Origin of the sequence: Streptomyces sp. NPDC048643 (assembly GCF_040650615.1) — a bacterium.
Lineage (GTDB): Bacteria > Actinomycetota > Actinomycetes > Streptomycetales > Streptomycetaceae > Streptomyces.
This window is the reverse complement of record NZ_JBEZHO010000029.1, coordinates 1-19,670: the sequence shown is the minus strand read 5'-3', so window position 1 is coordinate 19,670 and position 19,670 is coordinate 1. Positions and strand designations below refer to the sequence as shown.

The window sequence follows — 19,670 nt, the reverse complement described above, 5'->3', positions numbered from 1 at the left end:
CAACACGTCGCTACGATGGCCGGGGCCGGTGGACCGTACCCGGCCGGGCCCGTCCGACACAGAAGCCGGCGCGGCCCCAATCCCCGCTCCCGGAGGGTTCTTCCGTGCCGGCTGGAACGCTGTACCGCGGCCGGGAAGGAATGTGGTCCTGGGTGGCTCATCGAGTCACCGGCGTCCTCATCTTCTTCTTCCTGTTCGTACACGTGCTGGACACCGCTCTCGTCCGTGTGTCCCCCGAGGACTACGACAAGGTCGTGTCCACGTACAAGACCCCGATCGTCGCGCTGCTGGAGTACGGCCTCGTCGCCGCCATCCTCTTCCACGCGCTGAACGGCCTGCGTGTCATCGCCGTCGACTTCTGGTCGAAGGGCCCGCGCTACCAGAAGCAGATGCTCTGGTCCGTCGTCGGTATCTGGGTCGTGCTGATGGCCGGGGCGCTCTACCCCGTGCTCGGGCACGCATTCCGCGAAGTCTTCGGGAGCTGACGCAGATGTCCACTACTGACACCGCCGCTTCCGGCATCGGCCCCGTCGAAGGTTCCGGAGAGTTCTCGGCGTACAGCGTCGACAACCCGGCCCCGTTCATCGAGGCCCCCCGCAAGCGCACCAAGAAGACCCCGAAGTCCACCCGTGGCAACTTCGAGATGTACGGCTGGCTCTTCATGCGCCTGTCCGGCATCGTCCTGGTCGTCCTGGTCATCGGCCACCTGCTCATCCAGCTCGTCCTGGACGGCGGCGTCTCCAAGATCGGCTTCGCCTTCGTGGCCGGCCGGTGGGCGAACCCCTGGTGGCAGGTCTGGGACCTGGCCATGCTGTGGCTCGCCATGCTGCACGGCGCCAACGGCCTGCGTACCGTCATCAACGACTACGCGGAGCGCGCGAACACGCGCCTGTGGCTGAAGGGCCTGCTCTACACCGCCACGGTGTTCACGATCCTGCTGGGCACGCTGGTGATCTTCACCTTCGACCCGAACATCCGCTAGGCACGGGGCTGAGGCAACCACTCATGAAGATCCACAAGTACGACACCGTCATCGTCGGCGCCGGCGGCGCCGGTATGCGCGCCGCCATCGAGTCGACGAAGCGCAGCCGCACCGCCGTGCTGACGAAGCTCTACCCCACCCGCTCCCACACGGGCGCGGCGCAGGGCGGCATGGCCGCCGCGCTCGCCAACGTGGAGGAGGACAACTGGGAGTGGCACACCTTCGACACGGTCAAGGGCGGTGACTACCTGGTCGACCAGGACGCCGCCGAGATCCTGGCGAAGGAGGCCATCGACTCGGTCCTCGACCTGGAGAAGATGGGCCTGCCGTTCAACCGGACGCCCGACGGGACGATCGACCAGCGCCGCTTCGGCGGTCACTCCCGCAACCACGGCGAGGCCCCGGTGCGCCGGTCCTGCTACGCCGCGGACCGCACCGGCCACATGATCCTCCAGACGCTGTACCAGAACTGCGTCAAGGAGGGCGTGGAGTTCTTCAACGAGTTCTACGTCCTCGACCAGCTGCTCACCGAGGTCGACGGCGTCAAGCACTCGGCGGGCGTCGTCGCCTACGAGCTGGCGACCGGCGAGATCCACGTCTTCCAGGCGAAGTCCGTGATCTACGCCTCCGGCGGCACCGGCAAGTTCTTCAAGGTGACCTCCAACGCGCACACGCTGACCGGCGACGGCCAGGCCGCCGTCTACCGTCGCGGGCTGCCGCTGGAGGACATGGAGTTCTTCCAGTTCCACCCGACCGGCATCTGGCGCATGGGCATCCTGCTGACGGAGGGCGCCCGCGGTGAGGGCGGCATCCTCCGCAACAAGGACGGCGAGCGCTTCATGGAGAAGTACGCGCCGGTCATGAAGGACCTCGCGTCCCGTGACGTCGTCTCGCGCTCCATCTACACGGAGATCCGTGAGGGCCGCGGCTGCGGTCCCGAGGGCGACCACGTCTACCTCGACCTCACGCACCTCCCGCCGGAGCAGCTGGACGCCAAGCTGCCCGACATCACGGAGTTCGCGCGCACCTACCTCGGCATCGAGCCCTACACGGACCCGATCCCGATCCAGCCCACCGCGCACTACGCCATGGGCGGCATCCCCACGAACGTCCAGGGTGAGGTCCTCTCGGACAACACCACGGTCGTTCCGGGCCTGTACGCCGCCGGTGAGGTCGCCTGTGTCTCCGTGCACGGCGCCAACCGTCTCGGCACCAACTCGCTGCTGGACATCAACGTCTTCGGACGCCGCGCCGGTATCGCCGCCGCGGAGTACGCGGAGAAGACGGGCTACGTCGAGCTGCCCGAGGACCCGGCCTCCAAGGTCGTGGCCCAGGTCGAGCGTCTGCGCGACTCCACGGGCACCGAGCGGGTCGCCGCGATCCGCCTGGAGCTCCAGGAGTGCATGGACGCCAACGTGATGGTGTTCCGCACCGAGCAGACGATCAAGACGGCGGTCGAGAAGATCGCGGAGCTGCGCGAGCGCTACCTGAACGTCTCGATCCAGGACAAGGGCCGGCGGTTCAACACGGACCTCCTCGAAGCCATCGAGCTGGGCAACCTGCTCGACCTGGCGGAGGTCATGGCCGTGTCCGCACTCGCGCGCAAGGAGTCCCGCGGCGGTCACTACCGCGAGGACTACCCGAGCCGCGACGACGTCAACTTCATGCGCCACACCATGGCGTACCGCGAGGTCGGCGACGACGGCACCGAGTCCATCCGTCTCGACTACAAGCCGGTCGTCCAGACCCGCTACCAGCCGATGGAGCGTAAGTACTGATGGCTACTCCCACCCTGGACAAGGCGGACGCGGCCGGCACGCCCGAGCCCGGTTTCGCCGACTCCCCGTACATCACCGCCACGTTCCGCATCCGCCGGTTCAACCCGGAGGTCTCGGCCGAGGCGGTCTGGGAAGACTTCCAGCTGGAGATCGACCCCAAGGAGCGTGTCCTCGACGCGCTGCACAAGATCAAGTGGGACCAGGACGGCACGCTCACGTTCCGTCGGTCCTGCGCGCACGGCATCTGCGGCTCGGACGCCATGCGGATCAACGGCAAGAACCGCCTGGCCTGCAAGACGCTGATCAAGGACCTGAACCCCGCGAAGCCGATCACGGTCGAGGCCATCAAGGGCCTGACGGTGCTGAAGGACCTCGTGGTCGACATGGACCCGTTCTTCCAGGCCTACCGCGACGTGATGCCGTTCCTCATCACGAAGGACACCAACGAGCCGACGCGCGAGCGCCTGCAGTCGGCCGAGGACCGCGAGCGGTTCGACGACACCACCAAGTGCATCCTGTGCGCGGCGTGCACGTCGTCCTGCCCGGTGTTCTGGAACGACGGCCAGTACTTCGGTCCGGCCGCCATCGTGAACGCCCACCGCTTCATCTTCGACTCGCGTGACGAGGCCGGCGAGCAGCGGCTGGAGATCCTGAACGACAAGGACGGTGTGTGGCGTTGCCGCACGACGTTCAACTGCACGGACGCCTGCCCCCGAGGCATCGAGGTCACGAAGGCGATCCAGGAGGTCAAGCGCGCGCTGATCACGCGTCGCTTCTGACCGCTCCGCGCACGGCCGAAGGGCCCCGCTCCCCATTCGGGAGCGGGGCCCTTCCGCATGCCGTCAGCCGCGCAGGACGCGGCCCTGCTTGTCGGTGCGGTCGTTGCTCGTGAAGAACAGGATCGCGTCGACCAGGGCCCAGATGCCGAGTCCGCCGCAGGTGAAGAGCTGGGCGATGGCGACACCGGTGGAGCCGACGTAGAAGCGGCCGGCACCGAAGCCGCCCAGGAACAGCTGGAGAACTCCGGCGATCACCTTGGACTTGTCGGAGTAGGGACGGCCCTGCGGGTCGTAGCCGTAGGGCGCGTCAGGGGTGGGGACGGTCATGAGTACTGCTCCTGGATGACGGAAGGCGGCCGGAGCGGTTCGCTCCGGTGAGCGCCCAGGAGGGGTCCCATCGCAGAGATCGCCCATGGATGGCGTGCACGTCGTCCCCCCTGTGCCGTCGGAGCGTACGGAGATTCATGCACTTAATGGGAGAGAAATTGATCAATCTTGCCCATTCCGTGATCATGATCCGTTCGCTGCCGGGCGAGGTGCACCGCGCCCCGGCTAGAAGACGTTGCGGAGCACCGTCCAGGCCACCGCGGTCAGAAGCACCAACGCCTGGGTACTCGGCTTCAGTTCGGGGTGCCAACGACGTCCGCGCAGACCCTGGACCATCCAGCACGCCAGCAGGGTGAGGGCGAACGGCGCGGCGAGGAGCAGCATCCGGTTGTCGTGCCAGGCGGCGGCGAAGTGACCGTGCATCAGGTCGTAGACCATGCGCGTGCCGCCGCAGGCGGGGCAGAGCAGGCCGGTGAGATACCGGAACGGGCAGCCGGGCAGCAGATGCCCCGGCTCGTGCGGATCGGTGACGTACAGATAACCGGCCCCGGCCGTCCCGGCGGCGAGCACCGCGAGAGGTGCCGCCGCCGGGTGCCGCAGCGCGACCAGGCGCGCCGCGACGGAGTCAGCCACGCAGGACCCGGCCGTCGGAGTCGGTGGCGCTGTTGCCGACGAGCAGCATGATGCCGTCGATCAGGGCCCAGACACCCAGGCCGCCGCAGGTGAGGAGCTGGGCTATGCCGATGCCGACGTTGCCCATGTAGAAGCGCCCGATACCGAGGCTGCCCAGGGCGAGCTGGAGGACACCGGCGACGATCTTCGACTTCTCGGAGTACGGGCGGCCGTAGGGGTCGTAGCCGTACGGGGCGTTCGGGTCACCGGTGTAGGTGCCGGGCGGGACCGCACCGCCCGGGTAGCCGCCCTGCCCCGGGTAACCGCCCGGCCCCGCGTAGCCGCCGGGCCCGGGGTAGCCGTACTGGCCCGGGTTGCCGTACGGGCCCTGCTGGGCGTACGGGCCGGCCTGCTGCCCGGCGTCGTAGGGGCCGGTGCCGCCGGGCGGGGTCGCTCCGGCGTTCGGGTAGCCGTAGCCGGGCGGCTGGTTCGGGGGCTGCGGCGGCTGGTGCGGCTGGTCGGTCAAGGCGCTGACTCCTGGTGTGCCCGCACGCGACGGCGCGGGACTGGGGTTCGAAGGGCGACGATCGGTCAGGCCATCTTGCAGGAGGAGGCCCACGGCGGAGAAGTGGGCCCGCCCCGAGGACTCCGGGCCCCCGCCGGACCGGCAGACGAGGATCGTCGAACCGGTCGAGGATCGTCGGACCGGTGATCCGCCGGTCCCCGCCCTGCCGTCGGCGGCGTCGGCGTGGATCGCCTCAACGGGTGATCACATGTTCGGCGCCCGGTCCGGCCCGCGATGACCGCCCCCACCGCTGCCTAATCTGATGGCATGTCAGATGACGTGTCATACGAGCTGCTCGGGCTCGACAACGTACTGCTGCCCGTCGGGAACCTCGGCGAGGCGGTGAGCTTCTACGAGCGGGCCGGTTTCCCGCTGGCCTTCCGCCTCGACGAGGCCGGGATCGCCCTGCTGAAGATCGGCAAGGAGACGCCCGGGGTGCTGCTGCGCCTGGACGACGAGCTGAGCCACCGGCCGCCGCCGTGGGCGTCGCCGCGACTGTGGCTGGAGGTGCGCGACGCCCGCTCCGCGGCCCGCGCCCTGGCGGCGGCGGGCATCCCTCCGCTCGACGAGCCCTTCTCCGTGGCCACCGGCTGGACCGTCGAGTTCGCCGACCCCTGGGGCAACGTCATCGGCCTGACGGACTACACCAAGCGTCCGGAACTCGCGCGCAGGGCCTGAGAGTCGGGACGGCGGAACGCGTCCGGGCTCCGGCGCAGGAGTCAGTCCCGGATCCCACTTGAACATGTTCAAAAGCAGGTCTACATTCATCCCTGACAGCGTTTTGAACGCGTTCAAGAAGGGGTGGGGACATGGACCTCACAGTCGTCGCGTACGTCATCTACCTGCTCGTCAGCATCGCGCTGACGGTCTGGGTGGCCCGCACGCTGAGCACCAACGGGCGGATCTTCCTGTCGGACGTCCTGCACGGGAACGAGAAGCTCGCCGACGCCGTCAACCACCTGCTGGTGGTGGGCTTCTACCTGGTCAACCTGGGCTTCGTCGCGCTCTACCTGCACCAGAGCGACGACATCTCCAACGCCCGCGAGATCTTCGAGGCCCTCTCGACCAAGCTGGGCGTCGTCCTGCTGGTCCTCGGCGTCATGCACCTGGGCAACGTGTACGTACTCAACAAGATCCGCCGCCGGGGCGTCATGGAGCGGGAGCAGATCCCGCCGGTGCAGCCGACCGACTGGGCCGCGCCCGCGGCCGGGATGTGAGACCGGTGACCGGCACCCAGGCCGGCCCGGGCCGGGACGCCCCGCGCGTCCCGGTCCGCGGGCTCACCGTCCTCCACGACCCTCGCTGCTCGCTGTGCGCCTTCCTGACCAACTGGCTCGCCCGGCAGCCGCAGCTGGTCCCCCTGCGTTTCGTGCCGGTCGGTTCCGAAGAGGCCCGGCGCCGCTTCCCCGGGCTCGACCACCGCGCGACCCTGAGCGAGATCACCGTCGTGGGGGACGCCGGACAGGTCTACCAGGGGGCGCCCGCCTGGATCGTCACCCTGTGGGCGCTGCGCGAGTACCGGTCGCTGGCCCACCGGCTGAGCACCCCCACCGGGGCGAAGTTCGCCCGGGGCGCCGTCCTCGCCGCCGCCAAGTGGCGCGAGGCGCAGCGGTCCGAGCGGTGGGGCGGCGGGGCCTACCACTGGGGCGACGGGTGGAGCTACGACCCGGCGGCGGGCTGGACGTACGCGCCGCCCTGCGACAGCGGCGGCTGTTCCCCCGCTCCCACTGGTTAGGCTCGTCCCGTGCCAGCACCGACAGACAGCCCCGTCCCCAGCGAGTCCTCCGTGCCCTCCGCCTCCCCGGCCCCAGCGGGCAAGGACGCGGGCAGGAGCCCCGGCAAGAGCGAGCAGACCCGGGCCCTCATCCTGGAGACGGCGATGCGGCTGTTCCAGGAGCGGGGCTACGACAAGACGACCATGCGGGCCATCGCCCAGGAGGCCGGGGTCTCGGTCGGGAACGCGTACTACTACTTCGCCGGCAAGGAGCACCTGATCCAGGGCTTCTACGACCGGATCGCGAGCGAGCACCAGGAGGCCGTCCGCGAGGTGCTGGACCGCGAGACCGACCTGGAGGCCCGACTGGGCGGTGTGCTGAAGGTGTGGCTGGACATCGCCACGCCGTTCCACGAGTTCGCGGTGCAGTTCTTCAAGAACGCCGCGGACCCGGACAGCCCGCTCAGCCCCTTCTCCCCCGAGTCGGAGCACGCGCGCGCGGAGGCCATCAGCGTCCACAAGGAGGTGCTGGCCGGGGCGAGGACGAAGGTGCCCGAGGAACTGCGCGAGATCCTCCCGGAGCTGATGTGGCTCTCCCAGATGGGGCTCGTCCTGTACTGGGTCTTCGACCGTACGGAGGGCCGCGAGCGCAGCTACCGGCTCGCCGAGCGCGGTGCGCGACTGACCGCGCGCGGCGTCTCACTGGCCCGGTTCCGGCTGCTGCGCCCCCTCGTCCACGAGGTGCACGAGCTGTTCACGGACTTCCTGCCGGGGATGACGAAGGCGCTGCCGGACCCGGCGAAGAAGCAGGGCAAGAAGGAGACCTGAGGACCTGAGGACCGACCGGAGGGTGATCCCAGGGACTGCCTGGGCAGAGGCGTAAGGGGCGCCCGTCCATGGCGGGAGCCCCTTACCCACTCGGTTCGCGCGTGCCGCGGCCTCAGTTGACCGCGTCGGCGTCCACCTCGCCCGCCGTCAGCTCCACGTCGTGCACCAGCGGCTGGTCGGCCACCACGACGTGCCGGGCCCGCGCCCCGTACGAACGGGCCGTCGCCGACAGCAGATACGTGCCCGGCGCCGGGACCGAGACGATGTACGAACCGTCGGCCAGCGAGGTCACGCGGTCGAGCTGACGGCCGCCCTTGGACAGCAGGGTGAGGACCGCGCCGTCGACGGGCACACCCTCCGCGTCGCGGACGAGACCGTGGACGACGGTCGCGCCGCCCTCGGCGGGGGCGGGCTCCTCGGCGGCCGGGGCCTCGGCCGGTTCGACCGCCAGGTGCGGCAGCCGCTTCTCCAGCCCCGCGGGCAGCCACCAGTTGGAGTCGCCGAGCAGGTGCATCGCGGCCGGCACCAGGGCCGTCCGCAGGATGAAGGCGTCGAGCGCGACGGCCGCGGCGAGCCCGACGCCCGCCATCGCGGCTCCCGAGTCGCCGCTCAGGACGAACGCCAGGAAGACGCAGACCATGATCAGCGCGGCGGAGTTGATGACCCGGCTGGTCTCGGCCAGACCGACCCGCACCGCCCGGGCGTTGTCCTTGGTGTGCACCCATTCCTCGTGCATGCGGCTCACCAGGAACACCTGGTAGTCCATGGAGAGTCCGAAGAGGAGCGAGAGCATGATCACGGGCAGGAAGGCGTTGATCGGGCCCTCCTTGCCGAGGCCGAGGAGTTCCAGGCCCCAGCCCCACTGGAAGACCGCGGTGAGGACACCGAAGGACGCGGCGGCGGCGATCAGGTTCATCAGCGCGGCCGTCAGCGGGACCACCAGCGACCGGAAGGCGACCAGCAGGAGCAGGAAGCCGAGGCCGATGATCGTGGCGACGAAGTACGGCAGCCGGTCACCGGTGATCGTGGCGAAGTCCTTCGACACGGCGGTGACACCGCCGACGTGCGCCGTCGCGCCCGCGTCCGGGATGACCCGGTCCCGCAGGGTGTCGATGAGCTCGTCCGTCTTCTGCGACTGCGGTGACGTCGTCGGTACGACCTGGACGACCGTCACACCGTGCGCGGGCGGCAGCGCGGCGACCCGGGCCACGCCGGCCGTACCGTCGATGCCCTTCACCAGGGCGTCCGTGTCACCGGCGGTCACCACCACCTGCAAGGGGCCGTTGAAGCCGGGCCCGAAGCCCTCCGCGAGCAGGTCGTAGGCCTTCCTGGTGGTGGTCGAGGCGTCGTCGTTGCCCTGGTCGGTGGCGCCGAGGCGCAGCGACAGGACGGGGATCGCGAGGATCGCCATGACGACCACGGCGACGGCGGCGATCGTCTTGGGTCGGCGCTGCACGGTCGAGGACCAGCGGGCCGCGGCGCCGCTCGTCCGCTCCGGCTCGGGGCCCCGTTCGGCGAGCCGGCGCCGCTGGCGGCGGCTGAGCACCCGTACGCCGAGCAGGCCCAACAGCGCGGGCAGCAGGGTGGTGGCCGCGAGGACGCTGAAGACGACGGTGAGGGACGTCCCGATGACCACGCCGTCCAGGAAGCGCAGGTTCGTCACGAGCATGCCCGCGAGCGCGATGCACACCGTGCCACCCGCGAACAGCACCGCCCGGCCCGAGGTGTTGAGCGCGGTGACCGCCGACTCCTCCGGTTCCATGCCGCGCAGGATGCCCCGCCGGTGCCGGGTCACGATGAACAGCGCGTAGTCGATGCCGACGCCGAGGCCGATCAGGGTCGCCAACAGCGGTGCCAGGTCCGGGATGTCGGTGCTGTGGCTGAGCAACTGGGTGGAGAACAGGCCCGTGCCGACGCCGAAGACGGCGATGCCGATGGGCAGCAGCATCGCGAAGAGCGAGCCGAACGCGAGGAAGAGGACGACGGCCGCGGCCAGGATGCCGACCATCTCGGCGAGCCCGGTGGGCGGTTCCTGCACCCGCTGGATCGCCTGACCGCCCAACTCGACCTGGAGACCGTCCCGTCCGGCGTCCCGGGCGGTGTCGAGGACGTCCTGGACCAGCTCCTTGGGTACCGCGTTCGCCTGCTCGGTGAAGGTGACCTGGGCGTACGCGATGTCGCCGCTGCGGCTGATCTGCGCCGCGCCCCGCTCCCCCTCGTACGGTCCCGCGACGGCGCCGACGCCCTTCATGCCGGCGATCTCGTCCAGCGCGGGCTGGATCCGGGAACGGACGGACGCGTCTCTGACCGTCCCCTCGTCGACCTTCCACACCACCGTGTCGGTGTCCCCGGCGCTCTCCGGGAAGGCCTTCTCCATCTGGTCGTACGCGCGCTTGGAGTCCGTGTTCGGGAGGGAGAACACATTCGCGTAGTCCGTGCCCGCGGTGGTCGCCGCGAAGCCCAGACCGAACAGTGCGCCCACCCACAGCAACAGGACCACCAGCCGATGCCGATAGCACCAACGTGCCAATGCCGCCACGCTCAACGCTCCTTGTCCGATGGGTCGATCGGTCGGTCCCCCAGGTCCTGCGCACCAGCATCGACGGCGCCGCGCACCCCGGGACACGACGCGCCCATGACTCTCAAGGAACTCCAAAGGGGGAACCGCCCCCGCCGTCGACGGCCCCGCCGATACTGGGGAGATGAGCGCACACGAGGGATCCACCGTCCTCGTCGTCGAGGACGAGCCGAGCATCGCCGACGTCCTCACCATCGCGCTGCGCTACCACCGGTTCGAGGTGATGGCGGCCGGGACCGTCCGCGAGGCCCTCGAACTCGCCGAGCGCACCCGCCCCGACGCGGCCCTGCTCGACATCATGCTGCCGGATGGCGACGGCCGGGCCCTCGGCCGCGAACTGCGGGCGCGCCGCCCCGGACTGGCCATCGTGTTCCTCACCGCGCGGGACGCGCCCGCCGAGATCGTCGGCGCGCTCGGCTTCGGCGACGACTACATCACCAAGCCGTTCAACATCGACGAGGTCGTCGCCCGCATCACCGCCGTGCTGCGCCGGACGCGGCCCGACGACGTCCTGCCGCAGCGCCCGCCCCTGCGGTACGGCGATCTGGAGCTGGACGAGACGACCTACCGCGTGCACCGCGCGGGCACCACCGTCGAGCTCACCCCCACCGAGTACGCCCTGCTGCGCTTCCTCGTCCGCAACGGCGGGAGGATCGTGCCCAAGGAGCAACTCCTGCGCCACGTCTGGCAGTACGAGCACCCGGCCGAGTCCACCGTCGTGGAGACGTACATCAGCTATCTGCGGCGCAAGCTCGAACCGCTGGGGCCACCGGTGATCCAGACCCGGCGGGGCGTCGGGTACGGACTCGCGTGAGGCCGCCCGCCCTGGCCGCGCTCCCCCGACCGCGCTGCCGGCACGGCGTCCACTCGCTCCGAGGCCAGCTCACCCTCGCGAACGTCGCGCTCCTCGCCCTCGGCATCGTGACGGCGACCGCGGTGAGCCTGATGGGCATGCGGCACTACCTGCTCGACCAGGTGGACGCCCAACTGGTCAAGACCCGCGAGTCGCTGGGCGTCTCCCGACTCACCATGAGCCAGATCGACTCGCTGACCGCTCTGACGTTCGTCCGGGACCGGATCGGCCCCGCCGTTGACGAGTCGCCCAAGCCCGACTCCCTCTTCGCCGCCGTCGACCGGCGGGGCCGGGCCGTCGAGGTGGCCGGCTTCGAACCCACGGACACACAGCGCGCGTTCGCCGCCGCCGTGGACGAACCCGGCGCGCTCGCCCGCGACAGCGACCCGCACGACATCACCGTCCACGGCGCCGACTACCGGGCGACCGGGGCCCGCCTCGCCGACGGCACGTACGTCCTGTTCGCCACCTCGACCGACGGACTGCACAAGGGCATCGCCAAGGCCCTCAAGCTCGATCTGACCGTCGGCAGCCTGCTGTTGGCGCTCCTCGCCTGCCTCACCATGTTCAGCGTGCGCCGCAGGATGCTGCCCCTGGAGGCCATGGTGGAGACCTCGTCGGCCATCGCCGACGGCGACCTCACCCGGCGCGTGCCCTCCAGCCACCGCCCGACCCAGGAGGTCGAACAGCTGCGGCTCGCCCTCAACTCCATGCTCCAGCAGGTCGAGTCGGCCCACCGGACCCGCGAACGCAGCACCGCCCAGCTGCGCCGGTTCGTCGGCGACGCCTCGCACGAGCTGCGCACCCCGCTGGCGGCGATACGCGGATACCTCCAGCTGTACGACAAGGGAATGCTCACCGACCCCGTCGAGCGCAGGCGCGCCTGGGACCGGATGAACGGCGAGGCCGACCGCATGGGCCGCCTCGTCGACGAACTCCTCACGCTGGCCCGCCTCGACCAGCGCCCCGAACTGCGCTTCCGGAGCGTCGACCTGAGCCGGCTGGTGCGGGACGCCGCCGAGGACCTGCGCGCCCAGCAGCCCGAACGTCCGGTGACCGTGGACGCCGACGGCACCCTGCTCGTCCAGGCCGACGAGTCCGGGCTGCGGCAGGTGCTGGGCAACCTCGTGGGCAACGTACGCACCCACACCCCCGCCGACGTGCCGGTGCGGATCGGGCTGGAGCGCGCGGACGGTGTCGTACGGCTGTGTGTCGCGGACAAGGGTCCGGGGCTCGCCGAGGAGGACGCGACGCGCGTCTTCGACCGCTTCTTCCGGGCAGGTGGCGGCGCGGGCAGCGGGCTCGGCCTGGCCATCGTGGACGGCGTGGTGACGGCCCACGGGGGCAGCGTCGCCGTGCGGACGGCACCCGGCGAGGGTCTCGACGTGACGGTGACCCTGCCGGTGCGGTGAGGCGGCCGTGTCCGCGGGCGCCCCGGCCCGGCCCGCACGACGCGCCCGCCGAGGCTGAGACGCCTCTCCGGTACTGCTGTGACCTGCGGGAACGGACTTGGGCAGATGCTGACCCGGGCGATTGAACACCGGCCCGCACGGTCCCGTACACCACGACGAAGGCGGCATCGGTCTCCACGCCCCGGTCCGTCACGCCACCACCGCGCCGCGCACGGAAGGACCGCCGGGTTGTCGTTCACATCGAGCTCTCGACAGCTGCCGAACACGGACGAGACGCCGCCGGGCGACGCCCCCGGCTCCGAGCGGGCCGCTCCGGCCGCCGAGGGTCGGCAGGCCACCGGCACCGCGCAGGACGCGACCGCCCCGCGGTCCGAGCGCGCCCCGACCGATGCGGAGCCGGAGCCGGTCGCGCCCGCGCCGGGGGGCGAGGACGAGCGGGGCGCGCCCGCGCCGGGCTCCGGGAAGAGCGCGGCCCCCCCGGTACCTGAGGAGCGCGGCGACGTCTCCGGCGGCGACGCGGTCCCGGCCGGGACCGGTGCCGGGTCGTCCTCCGAGGAGGACGAAGGCGAGGAACCGGGTTCGGTTCCCGTGGCCCCGTCGGCCGGAGGCGAGGTCGAGGAAGTGAGCCCGGACCCGGATGCGGGCCCTGCGGCCTCCTCGGTCGGAGGTGTCGGAGATGTGGGAGAGGGCGCTCCCCCGACGGGGCCGGTGGGCGGGTGGCGGGGGCGCTATCCCGTCGCCGCGAGCGTCCTCGCGTGGACGGTGACCGGTCTCGCCGCCGTGCTCGTGCTGTTCGCGCTGCTCATGCCCGGCAAGGCGGACCAGTTCCACCCGGCACAGTTCCTGCGCGTGCCGGTGGAGGCCGTGTTCGGCGCGGCCCTGGTGCTGGTTCTGCCGCGCCGGCCGCGGATCGCCGTCGCGGTGGTCGCCGGGCTCGCCCTCGGCGTCCTGACCGTGCTGAACCTCCTCGACGTCGGCTTCAACGAATACCTGGGCCGGGGCTTCAACGTGGTCCTCGACTGGGCGCTGTTCAGCGACGCGCAGGCCTACCTCCAGGACACGTTCGGCGGGGGCGGGGCGCTCGGCATCGCGGTGCTGGCCGTGGTGCTCGTGATCGCGATCCTGGCGCTCGTCACGCTGTCGGTGGTCCGGCTGGGCAACCTGGTGGCCCGCAACTCCGAGGTGGCGACGCGCGCCACGCTGGTGGCTGCGATCGTCTGGGTGACGTGCGCGGCGCTCGGCGTGCAGTTCACCGGTGTGCCCATCGCCTCCGAGCATGTCGCGCTGGCCGTCCAGGACCGGGCCCAGCGGGTCCGCGACACGATCCGGGACGAGGCCGAGTTCGCGAGGATCGCGAAGAAGGACACCTTCGCGAACACGCCGCCGGACCAGCTCCTCCCGGACCTGCGCGGCAAGGACATGATGATCACCTTCATCGAGAGCTACGGCCGCAGCGCCATCGAGGACCCGGTGATGGCTCCGGGCGTCGACGCGACCCTGACCGCGGAGAACAAGAAACTCACCGGGGCCGGGTTCGCGGCGAAGAGCGGCTGGCTCACGTCGGCGACGTACGGCGGCAGCAGCTGGCTCGGCCACTCGACGTTCCTGTCGGGCCTGTGGATCAACAACCAGCAGCGCTACCGCACCGTCACCGCGGGCGATCACCTGACGCTCCCCGGCGCCTTCGAGAAGACCGGCGACTGGGACACCGTCGGCGTGATGCCGGGTGTCCAGAAGGCGTGGCCCGAGCAGAAGTTCTACGGCATCGACAAGCTCTACGACTCCCGCGACCTCGGCTACAAGGGACCGAAGTTCAGCTGGTCCACGATGCCCGACCAGTACGCGCTGACCGCGTTCGAGCGTCTCGTGCACGGCAGGAAGCACGACAAGCCGCTCATGTCGACGATCATCCTGACGTCGAGTCACCAGCCGTGGGCGCCCATCCCGAAGACGGTCCCGCAGGACCAGGTCGGCGACGGCTCGGTCTACGACGCGATCGAGAAGGCCGGCAAGAGGCCCGGGGACATCATCACCAGCTCGCAGAAGTCGAAGGAGGAGTACGGCAAGTCCATCCAGTACTCGGTGACGAGCCTCATCGACTACCTGGTGAAGTACGGCGACAAGAACACCGTCCTGATCTTCCTCGGCGACCACCAGCCGATCGCCCGGGTCAGCGGCGACCATGCGAGCCGCGACGTGCCCGTCTCGATCGTCGCCAAGGACCCGAAGGTGCTCGACCGGATCTCCGACTGGGGCTGGACGGACGGCCTCCAGCCCGAGCACAACGCGCCGGTCTGGAAGATGAGCGCGTTCCGCGACCGCTTCCTGACGGCGTACGGATCGACTCCGCACGTCTGACGGCCGTCCCGTGGCGCCCCCGGCGGCGCCACGGGTGCCTGGCGGGGCCGTCAGATCCAGACCAGCCTCCAGAGCCGGAACACGCCGGTGCCGTCGGACAGGTACTGGCCGCCGCCGACGTCCTCGCTGCTGAGGACGTAGTCCTTGCGCTGCCACAGCGGGATCAGCGGAACGTCCTGCGCGACGGACTCCTGGAGGCGCCGGAACGAGTCGGTCGTCCTGCTGCGGTCCTTCTCCTGTTGGGTCTCCCGGATCAGCCGGTCGACGTCCTTGCTGCTGTACCCGTTCTTCATGGAGTTGCCGGTGCCGACGAGGGGCGCGCCGAAGGTGTCGGGGTCGGGGTAGTCGGCGACCCAGCCGACCGCCCAGGCGTCCAGGGAGCCCTCGGCGTACCGCTTCTGGAAGTCCGTCCACTCGTAGCCCTTGGTCGTCACCTTGAACAGTCCGCCCGCCTCCAGCTGCTGCTTGAGCTCGGCGGCCTCCTCGCCCGCGGCGCCCCGGCCCTCGGCGTATCCGTAGGTGAACCGCACGGGCAGCGTGACCCCGGCCTCGGTCAGCAGGGCGCGCGCCTTCTTGGCGTCCGGTTTCGGGTAGGCGTCGAAGAAGGACGTCGAGTGGCCCGTGATCCCCGCCGGGATCAGCCCGTACAGCGCCTCGGTGGTGCCCTTGTAGGTCCGGTCGACGAGCTGCTCGCGGTCGATCAGCGAGGCGACAGCCTGCCGGACCCGCGCGTCGTGCAGCGGCGAGGACGCGCGGACGTTCAGGACGAGGTTGCGGGTCTCGGCGCTCTCCGCCTCCGTGACCCGCTGCTTCGGGTCGCTCGGCGAGAGACCGGCGAGCATGGCGGGCGGCAGCTGGCGTGCCGCGACGTCGAACTTCTTCGCCTTCCAGGCGGCCTGCAGGGCCTGCGAGTCGGGGTAGTAGCTCAGGACGACGGGCCTGCCGGGGTCCTTGACGGCCCCTTCGTAACGGGAGTTGGGCGCGAGGACGGCCCGCAGGTTCTTCGCGTACTTCTTCAGCGTGTACGGGCCGGTGCCGTCCGCGTCGGTGCCGGTGCGCAGGGCGCGCTTGGGGTAGCGGGTGTGGTCCACGATCGAGCCCGCACCGGTCGCCACCTTGAACGGGAAGGTCGCGTCGGGCGAGGACAGGTGGAAGGTGACCGTCTGCCCGCTCGCGTCCACCGTGCCGAGCGTCGACAGCAGGGAGGCGGGCCCCACCTCGGAGTTGATGCGCTTGACCCGCTCGAAGGAGAACTTCACGTCCTCGGCCGTCATTCTGCGTCCGCTCGGGAACGCCACGTCGTCGCGGAGCGTGCAGCGATAGGTCCGCAGCCCGGAACCCGAGAACGCGCAGCTCTTCGCGGCGTCCGGTACGGGTTCGGCGCCGCCGGGCTCGAACGTCAGCAGCGACTGGAACAGGTTGCTGAACAGCGCCCAGGACCCGGCGTCGTAGGCGCCGGCCGGGTCGAGCGAGGTGACGGCGTCCGTCGTGCCGACCGTGATGGTGCGGTCGGTGTTCTCCTTCTTCGGCAGTAACTGCCAGCCCGCCACACCCACCCCCGCCAGGACGAGTAGTACGGCGAGAACTCTTACGCGAACCGATCGCATCGGTGCCCTCCCCAAGGCCCACCGCAGGCCACTCCCCTGGTGACGCGGATCACCTAATCACAGGAGTTTCAGGAGGGGAGGCGGTTTCGGGAGAGTGTTCGACAACGATGCGGACAGCCTCGCCGGACGCCTCACAGCGGGCTCTCAGGCTTCTCGCGAGGCCAGCTCCACGACCGTGATGTCCGAGGGCGCGCCCACCCTGGTCGGCGGCCCCCAGGCGCCCGCTCCCCGGGAGACGTAGAGCTGGGTGTCGCCGTAGCGCTCCATCCCCGCGACGGTCGGGTTGGCCGCGGCCGCGACGAGGTTCCCGGGCCACAGTTGTCCGCCGTGGGTGTGTCCGGACAGCTGGAGGTCGACGCCGTGGCGCACGGCGTCGTGGATCTGCACCGGCTGGTGGGCGAGCAGGACGCAGGCCCGCGCGGTGTCCCGGCCGCCGAGGGCCCTGCCGAAGTCGGGACCGTGTCCCTCGCTCTCGCCCTGTACGTCGTTGACGCCGGCGAGGTCGAATCCGGCCAGCTCGGTGCGCGCGTTCTCCAGGGGGTGGATGCCCAGCTCCCGTACCTCCCGGACCCACTGCGCGGCTCCGGAGAAGTACTCGTGGTTCCCGGTGACGAAGTAGGCGCCGTGCCGGGCCCGCAGCCCGGCGAGCGGGGCGGCCGCGGGGCCGAGGTTCTTGACGCTGCCGTCGACCAGGTCGCCGACGACGGCGATCAGGTCCGGCTGCGTGGAGTTGATGGTGTCGACGACCTTCTGCGCGAAGCCGCGTCCGAGCACCGGTCCGAGGTGGATGTCGCTCACGACGGCGATCCGGTAGCCGTGGGCGGACCGCGGCAGTTTGGCGAGCGGCACGGTGACCCGCTTCACCGCGGGCCCGCGCAGCACGCCGTACGTGCCGTATCCGACGGTCCCCACCGCGGCGGCGGCGACGGCACCGCCCACGACGCGCGAGACGAACAGGCGGCGCGACGGAGCCGAGAGGGGCCCGCCCACGGGGGCCGCCGTGTCCGCCGGTGCCACCGATGCCACCGGCTCTCGCGGCTCTCGCGGCTCTTCGGGAGCGGCGGGCCCAGCGGGCTCGGCCGGCTTCGTCGCGGCCGGTTCCGTCGACTCCGACGCGCCCGGGGTGCGGGACGGTCCGGCGGTCGTGGCGTGGGCCACGGAGTCGGAGTCGGCTTCCGTTCCGGTGGCGTGTCGTGTCGCGGCGCGGCGGTCGAGGGCCCGTCGGAGGAGAGGCCGTACGAGCTCGCCCACCAGCAGCGCGAGCAGCAGGTACAGCGCCAGGGCCATCCACAGGAACCCGGGCCAGCCCAGCGTCCGCTGCAGCCAGAAGGGGGCGCCGGCGCGCTCGCTCACCACGGCGCCGAGCATCAGCAGCGGTCCGGCGACGAAGATCGCGGCGCCCACACGGCGGGCCGTTCCGGGGCCGGTCGTGGTGTCCCGCACCAGCCGGCGCCAGGCGTACCAGTGGAACCCCCCGAGCACGGCCAGCGCGGCCACGCCCACCAGCACGAACACGATGACCATGGCGCCCGTTCCTGTTACGACGTCCGGCGCGCGGCGCGTACGCCGCGCAACCCGATGACCCCGACGACCGTCCCCAAGACAAAGGAGACGACGGCCAGCGTCAGATGCACCCAGAAGTAGGCCGTCGGATCACCCGCGTCGTCGAACGCGAGCCCGCTGCCGTCCTTGTACAGGTTCTTGATGAAAGTGACCCAAATGACCCAACTCCACACCCCGAACGCGAGCAGGAACCAGGAGATGGGGCGGCTGAGCTTCATGGGTTCAGTATCGCCGTCGCCGACCGTGACCCGGCGCCGGGGTGTGAAGGGCGCGGACACCTCCCCGGACGGCGGTGGGACTTCCCGCCCTCGGCCCTGTAATTTCTCGACCGTGCCCGACTCGAAAAAGACCATCAAGCGATCTCTGTTGGTCACTTCAGCCACCTTGTTGACCCTGTCCCTCACCGCGCCCGCGTTCGCGGACGCCGACGCGAGCCCCGAGGCCTCCCCGTCGGCCTCGCCGTCCGCCACTCCCCCGGCGAACATGTCGACCGTCGGCGGCGCACAGCTCGGCCTCCCCGGGAGCCAGGTGAACCTCGGCAGCGGTGTGCCGGTGCTGCCCAAGGACGTCACCGCCCGCTCCTGGATCGTCGCCGACGCGGAGTCCGGTGACGTCCTCGCCTCGCACAACGCGCACTGGCGGCTGCCCCCGGCGAGCACGCTGAAGATGCTGTTCGCCGACACGCTGCTGCCCAAGTTCCCGAAGAGCACCGCGCACAAGGTGGTCTCCTCCGACCTGGCGGGCATCGGCTCGGGCTCCAGCATGGTGGGGATAAAGGAGAACGAGACCTACTCGGTCCACGACCTGTGGCTCGGTGTCTTCCTGCGCTCCGGCAACGACGCCGTGCACGTGCTGTCCGCGATGAACGGGGGCGTCGACCAGACGGTCCGGGACATGCAGGAGCACGCCGACGACCTCCAGGCGCTCGACACGAACGTGGTGAGCCCGGACGGCTACGACGCGAGCCGCCAGGTGTCGTCGGCCTACGACCTGACGCTGTTCGCCCGTTCGGGTCTGCAGAAGAAGGACTTCCGGGAGTACTGCTCGACGGTGCGCGCGAAGTTCCCCGGGGGGACGGCCAAGAACGCGAAGGGCCGGACGACCCGCGAGTCCTTCGAGATCCAGAACACCAACCGGCTGCTGACGGGTGACAGCGATGTCACCACGTACCAGGGCATCGCCGGGGTGAAGAACGGCAACACGACCAACGCGGGCGCCACGTTCACCGGGGTCGCCGAGCGGGACGGCAAGGTGCTGCTCGTCACGGTCATGAACCCGGAGAAGAGCGAGCACAACGAGGTCTACAAGGAGGCGGCGCGACTCCTTGACTGGGGCTTCCAGGCCTCGGGCAAGGCCCGGCCGGTGGGTGAACTCGTGCCGCCCAAGGGCGTCGACACCTCCGCGCAGCCGGGCGCGACGGCCTCGGCCGGCGCCACCCCCGACGCCTCGAAGAAGCCCGTGACGGCCTCCTCCGCCTCCGCGAAGGGCGGTTCGAGCGGGGTCGGCATCGCGCTCGCCATCACGGGCGGCGTCCTCGTCCTGCTCGCCGCGGGCGTCTACCTCGTGAACCGTCGCTGGCCCGGCCGTTCCAAGAGCTGACGCGTCGGCACCGCCGACCTGCCGGGCAAGGAGAAGTCCCGGCGCCCCCTCGCTCCGCCGACGCCCGGCGTCGGTCGGCGTCCTAGCGTGCCAGTCGAGCCGGCCGCCGGTACCC

Annotated in this window: 19 protein-coding genes; 12 read left to right on the top strand and 7 right to left on the bottom strand. The window is 70.7% G+C overall.

The features are described from left to right. The first annotated feature begins 104 nt into the window (after window positions 1–104). Genes sdhC through AB0C62_RS25885 form a run of 4 tightly spaced genes read left to right on the top strand, consistent with a single transcriptional unit; the run spans window position 105 to window position 3,539 of the window. Entirely contained in the window at window positions 105–485 is a 381-nt protein-coding gene (sdhC, locus tag AB0C62_RS25900; RefSeq protein ID WP_121405616.1) for a succinate dehydrogenase, cytochrome b556 subunit, read from the top strand. Between the two features lie 5 nt (window positions 486–490). After that, window positions 491–982, top strand: a complete 492-nt coding sequence (locus AB0C62_RS25895) for a succinate dehydrogenase hydrophobic membrane anchor subunit (RefSeq protein ID WP_362976947.1) — start codon at window positions 491–493, stop codon at window positions 980–982. Between the two features lie 23 nt (window positions 983–1,005). Next, entirely contained in the window at window positions 1,006–2,760 is a 1,755-nt protein-coding gene (gene sdhA, locus AB0C62_RS25890) for a succinate dehydrogenase flavoprotein subunit (protein ID WP_362976945.1), read from the top strand. Beyond that, window positions 2,760–3,539 (top strand): succinate dehydrogenase iron-sulfur subunit, encoded by a 780-nt coding sequence (locus AB0C62_RS25885; RefSeq protein ID WP_362976943.1) that lies wholly within the window; start codon window positions 2,760–2,762, stop codon window positions 3,537–3,539. The genes sdhA and AB0C62_RS25885 overlap by 1 nt, the downstream gene beginning before the upstream one ends. A gap of 63 nt (window positions 3,540–3,602) precedes the next feature. On the opposite strand, the gene AB0C62_RS25880 is transcribed toward AB0C62_RS25885, so the two are convergent. The 3 genes from AB0C62_RS25880 to AB0C62_RS25870 form a co-directional block, all read right to left on the bottom strand. Continuing rightward, on the bottom strand, window positions 3,603–3,866 hold the full coding sequence (locus AB0C62_RS25880; RefSeq protein ID WP_362976941.1) for a TM2 domain-containing protein: 264 nt from the start codon (window positions 3,864–3,866) through the stop codon (window positions 3,603–3,605). Window positions 3,867–4,091: 225 nt separating this feature from the next. Then, window positions 4,092–4,499, bottom strand: coding sequence for a DUF2752 domain-containing protein (locus AB0C62_RS25875; RefSeq protein WP_362976939.1), 408 nt, complete (start codon window positions 4,497–4,499; stop codon window positions 4,092–4,094). Beyond that, the gene (locus tag AB0C62_RS25870) at window positions 4,492–5,004 is read right to left on the bottom strand and encodes a TM2 domain-containing protein (RefSeq protein WP_362976938.1); all 513 of its coding nucleotides are present in this window, start codon (window positions 5,002–5,004) and stop codon (window positions 4,492–4,494) included. The genes AB0C62_RS25875 and AB0C62_RS25870 overlap by 8 nt, the downstream gene beginning before the upstream one ends. A gap of 306 nt (window positions 5,005–5,310) precedes the next feature. Here AB0C62_RS25870 and AB0C62_RS25865 point away from each other — a divergent pair, with 306 nt between their 5' ends. The 4 genes from AB0C62_RS25865 to AB0C62_RS25850 all read left to right on the top strand — a co-directional run bounded on the left by AB0C62_RS25865 (window position 5,311) and on the right by AB0C62_RS25850 (window position 7,585). Then, a complete protein-coding gene (locus tag AB0C62_RS25865) occupies window positions 5,311–5,721 on the top strand; it encodes a VOC family protein (RefSeq protein WP_362976937.1) in 411 nt (136 codons plus the stop codon). Between the two features lie 131 nt (window positions 5,722–5,852). Further along, window positions 5,853–6,260: a hypothetical protein gene (locus AB0C62_RS25860; protein ID WP_362976935.1), complete on the top strand. Its 408-nt coding sequence runs from the start codon at window positions 5,853–5,855 to the stop codon at window positions 6,258–6,260. A gap of 5 nt (window positions 6,261–6,265) precedes the next feature. Further along, on the top strand, window positions 6,266–6,778 hold the full coding sequence (locus tag AB0C62_RS25855; RefSeq protein ID WP_362976933.1) for a DCC1-like thiol-disulfide oxidoreductase family protein: 513 nt from the start codon (window positions 6,266–6,268) through the stop codon (window positions 6,776–6,778). Between the two features lie 51 nt (window positions 6,779–6,829). Beyond that, window positions 6,830–7,585 (top strand): TetR family transcriptional regulator, encoded by a 756-nt coding sequence (locus tag AB0C62_RS25850; RefSeq protein ID WP_362977078.1) that lies wholly within the window; start codon window positions 6,830–6,832, stop codon window positions 7,583–7,585. A gap of 112 nt (window positions 7,586–7,697) precedes the next feature. Here the strand turns inward: AB0C62_RS25850 and AB0C62_RS25845 are convergent, their stop codons facing one another. Further along, window positions 7,698–10,115: an MMPL family transporter gene (locus AB0C62_RS25845; protein WP_362977076.1), complete on the bottom strand. Its 2,418-nt coding sequence runs from the start codon at window positions 10,113–10,115 to the stop codon at window positions 7,698–7,700. Between the two features lie 172 nt (window positions 10,116–10,287). Between AB0C62_RS25845 and AB0C62_RS25840 the strand changes: the two genes are divergently transcribed. From AB0C62_RS25840 to AB0C62_RS25830, 3 genes are all read left to right on the top strand, one after another. Beyond that, on the top strand, window positions 10,288–10,977 hold the full coding sequence (locus AB0C62_RS25840) for a response regulator transcription factor (RefSeq protein WP_081219006.1): 690 nt from the start codon (window positions 10,288–10,290) through the stop codon (window positions 10,975–10,977). Next, on the top strand, window positions 10,974–12,428 hold the full coding sequence (locus AB0C62_RS25835) for a HAMP domain-containing sensor histidine kinase (protein ID WP_362976931.1): 1,455 nt from the start codon (window positions 10,974–10,976) through the stop codon (window positions 12,426–12,428). Before AB0C62_RS25840 ends, AB0C62_RS25835 begins: the two co-directional genes overlap by 4 nt. A 228-nt stretch (window positions 12,429–12,656) precedes the next feature. Then, on the top strand, window positions 12,657–14,786 hold the full coding sequence (locus AB0C62_RS25830; RefSeq protein WP_362976929.1) for a sulfatase-like hydrolase/transferase: 2,130 nt from the start codon (window positions 12,657–12,659) through the stop codon (window positions 14,784–14,786). 50 nt (window positions 14,787–14,836) lie between these two features. Here the strand turns inward: AB0C62_RS25830 and AB0C62_RS25825 are convergent, their stop codons facing one another. The 3 genes from AB0C62_RS25825 to AB0C62_RS25815 form a co-directional block, all read right to left on the bottom strand. Beyond that, the gene (locus AB0C62_RS25825) at window positions 14,837–16,393 is read right to left on the bottom strand and encodes an ABC transporter substrate-binding protein (RefSeq protein WP_362976927.1); all 1,557 of its coding nucleotides are present in this window, start codon (window positions 16,391–16,393) and stop codon (window positions 14,837–14,839) included. 144 nt (window positions 16,394–16,537) lie between these two features. Then, window positions 16,538–17,917, bottom strand: coding sequence for a metallophosphoesterase (locus AB0C62_RS25820; RefSeq protein ID WP_362976925.1), 1,380 nt, complete (start codon window positions 17,915–17,917; stop codon window positions 16,538–16,540). Between the two features lie 14 nt (window positions 17,918–17,931). Further along, entirely contained in the window at window positions 17,932–18,174 is a 243-nt protein-coding gene (locus AB0C62_RS25815) for an SCO4848 family membrane protein (protein WP_081219002.1), read from the bottom strand. Window positions 18,175–18,286: 112 nt separating this feature from the next. On the opposite strand from AB0C62_RS25815, the gene AB0C62_RS25810 reads away from it, so the two are divergent. After that, complete coding sequence (locus AB0C62_RS25810) at window positions 18,287–19,555, top strand: D-alanyl-D-alanine carboxypeptidase (RefSeq protein ID WP_362976923.1); 1,269 nt, start codon at window positions 18,287–18,289, stop codon at window positions 19,553–19,555. The last annotated feature ends 115 nt before the right edge of the window (window positions 19,556–19,670 follow it).

Excerpts from the sequence above, each read along its gene's own strand:
- AB0C62_RS25885 (WP_362976943.1), top strand. The coding sequence starts at position 2,760 with ATGGCTACTCCCACCCTGGACAAGGCGGACGCGGCCGGCACGCCCGAG.
- sdhA (WP_362976945.1), top strand. The coding sequence starts at position 1,006 with ATGAAGATCCACAAGTACGACACCGTCATCGTCGGCGCCGGCGGCGCC.
- AB0C62_RS25880 (WP_362976941.1), bottom strand. The coding sequence starts at position 3,866 with ATGACCGTCCCCACCCCTGACGCGCCCTACGGCTACGACCCGCAGGGC.
- AB0C62_RS25865 (WP_362976937.1), top strand. The coding sequence starts at position 5,311 with ATGTCAGATGACGTGTCATACGAGCTGCTCGGGCTCGACAACGTACTG.
- AB0C62_RS25825 (WP_362976927.1), bottom strand. The coding sequence starts at position 16,393 with ATGCGATCGGTTCGCGTAAGAGTTCTCGCCGTACTACTCGTCCTGGCG.
- AB0C62_RS25820 (WP_362976925.1), bottom strand. The coding sequence starts at position 17,917 with ATGGTCATCGTGTTCGTGCTGGTGGGCGTGGCCGCGCTGGCCGTGCTC.
- AB0C62_RS25840 (WP_081219006.1), top strand. The coding sequence starts at position 10,288 with ATGAGCGCACACGAGGGATCCACCGTCCTCGTCGTCGAGGACGAGCCG.
- AB0C62_RS25895 (WP_362976947.1), top strand. The coding sequence starts at position 491 with ATGTCCACTACTGACACCGCCGCTTCCGGCATCGGCCCCGTCGAAGGT.
- AB0C62_RS25860 (WP_362976935.1), top strand. The coding sequence starts at position 5,853 with ATGGACCTCACAGTCGTCGCGTACGTCATCTACCTGCTCGTCAGCATC.
- AB0C62_RS25815 (WP_081219002.1), bottom strand. The coding sequence starts at position 18,174 with ATGAAGCTCAGCCGCCCCATCTCCTGGTTCCTGCTCGCGTTCGGGGTG.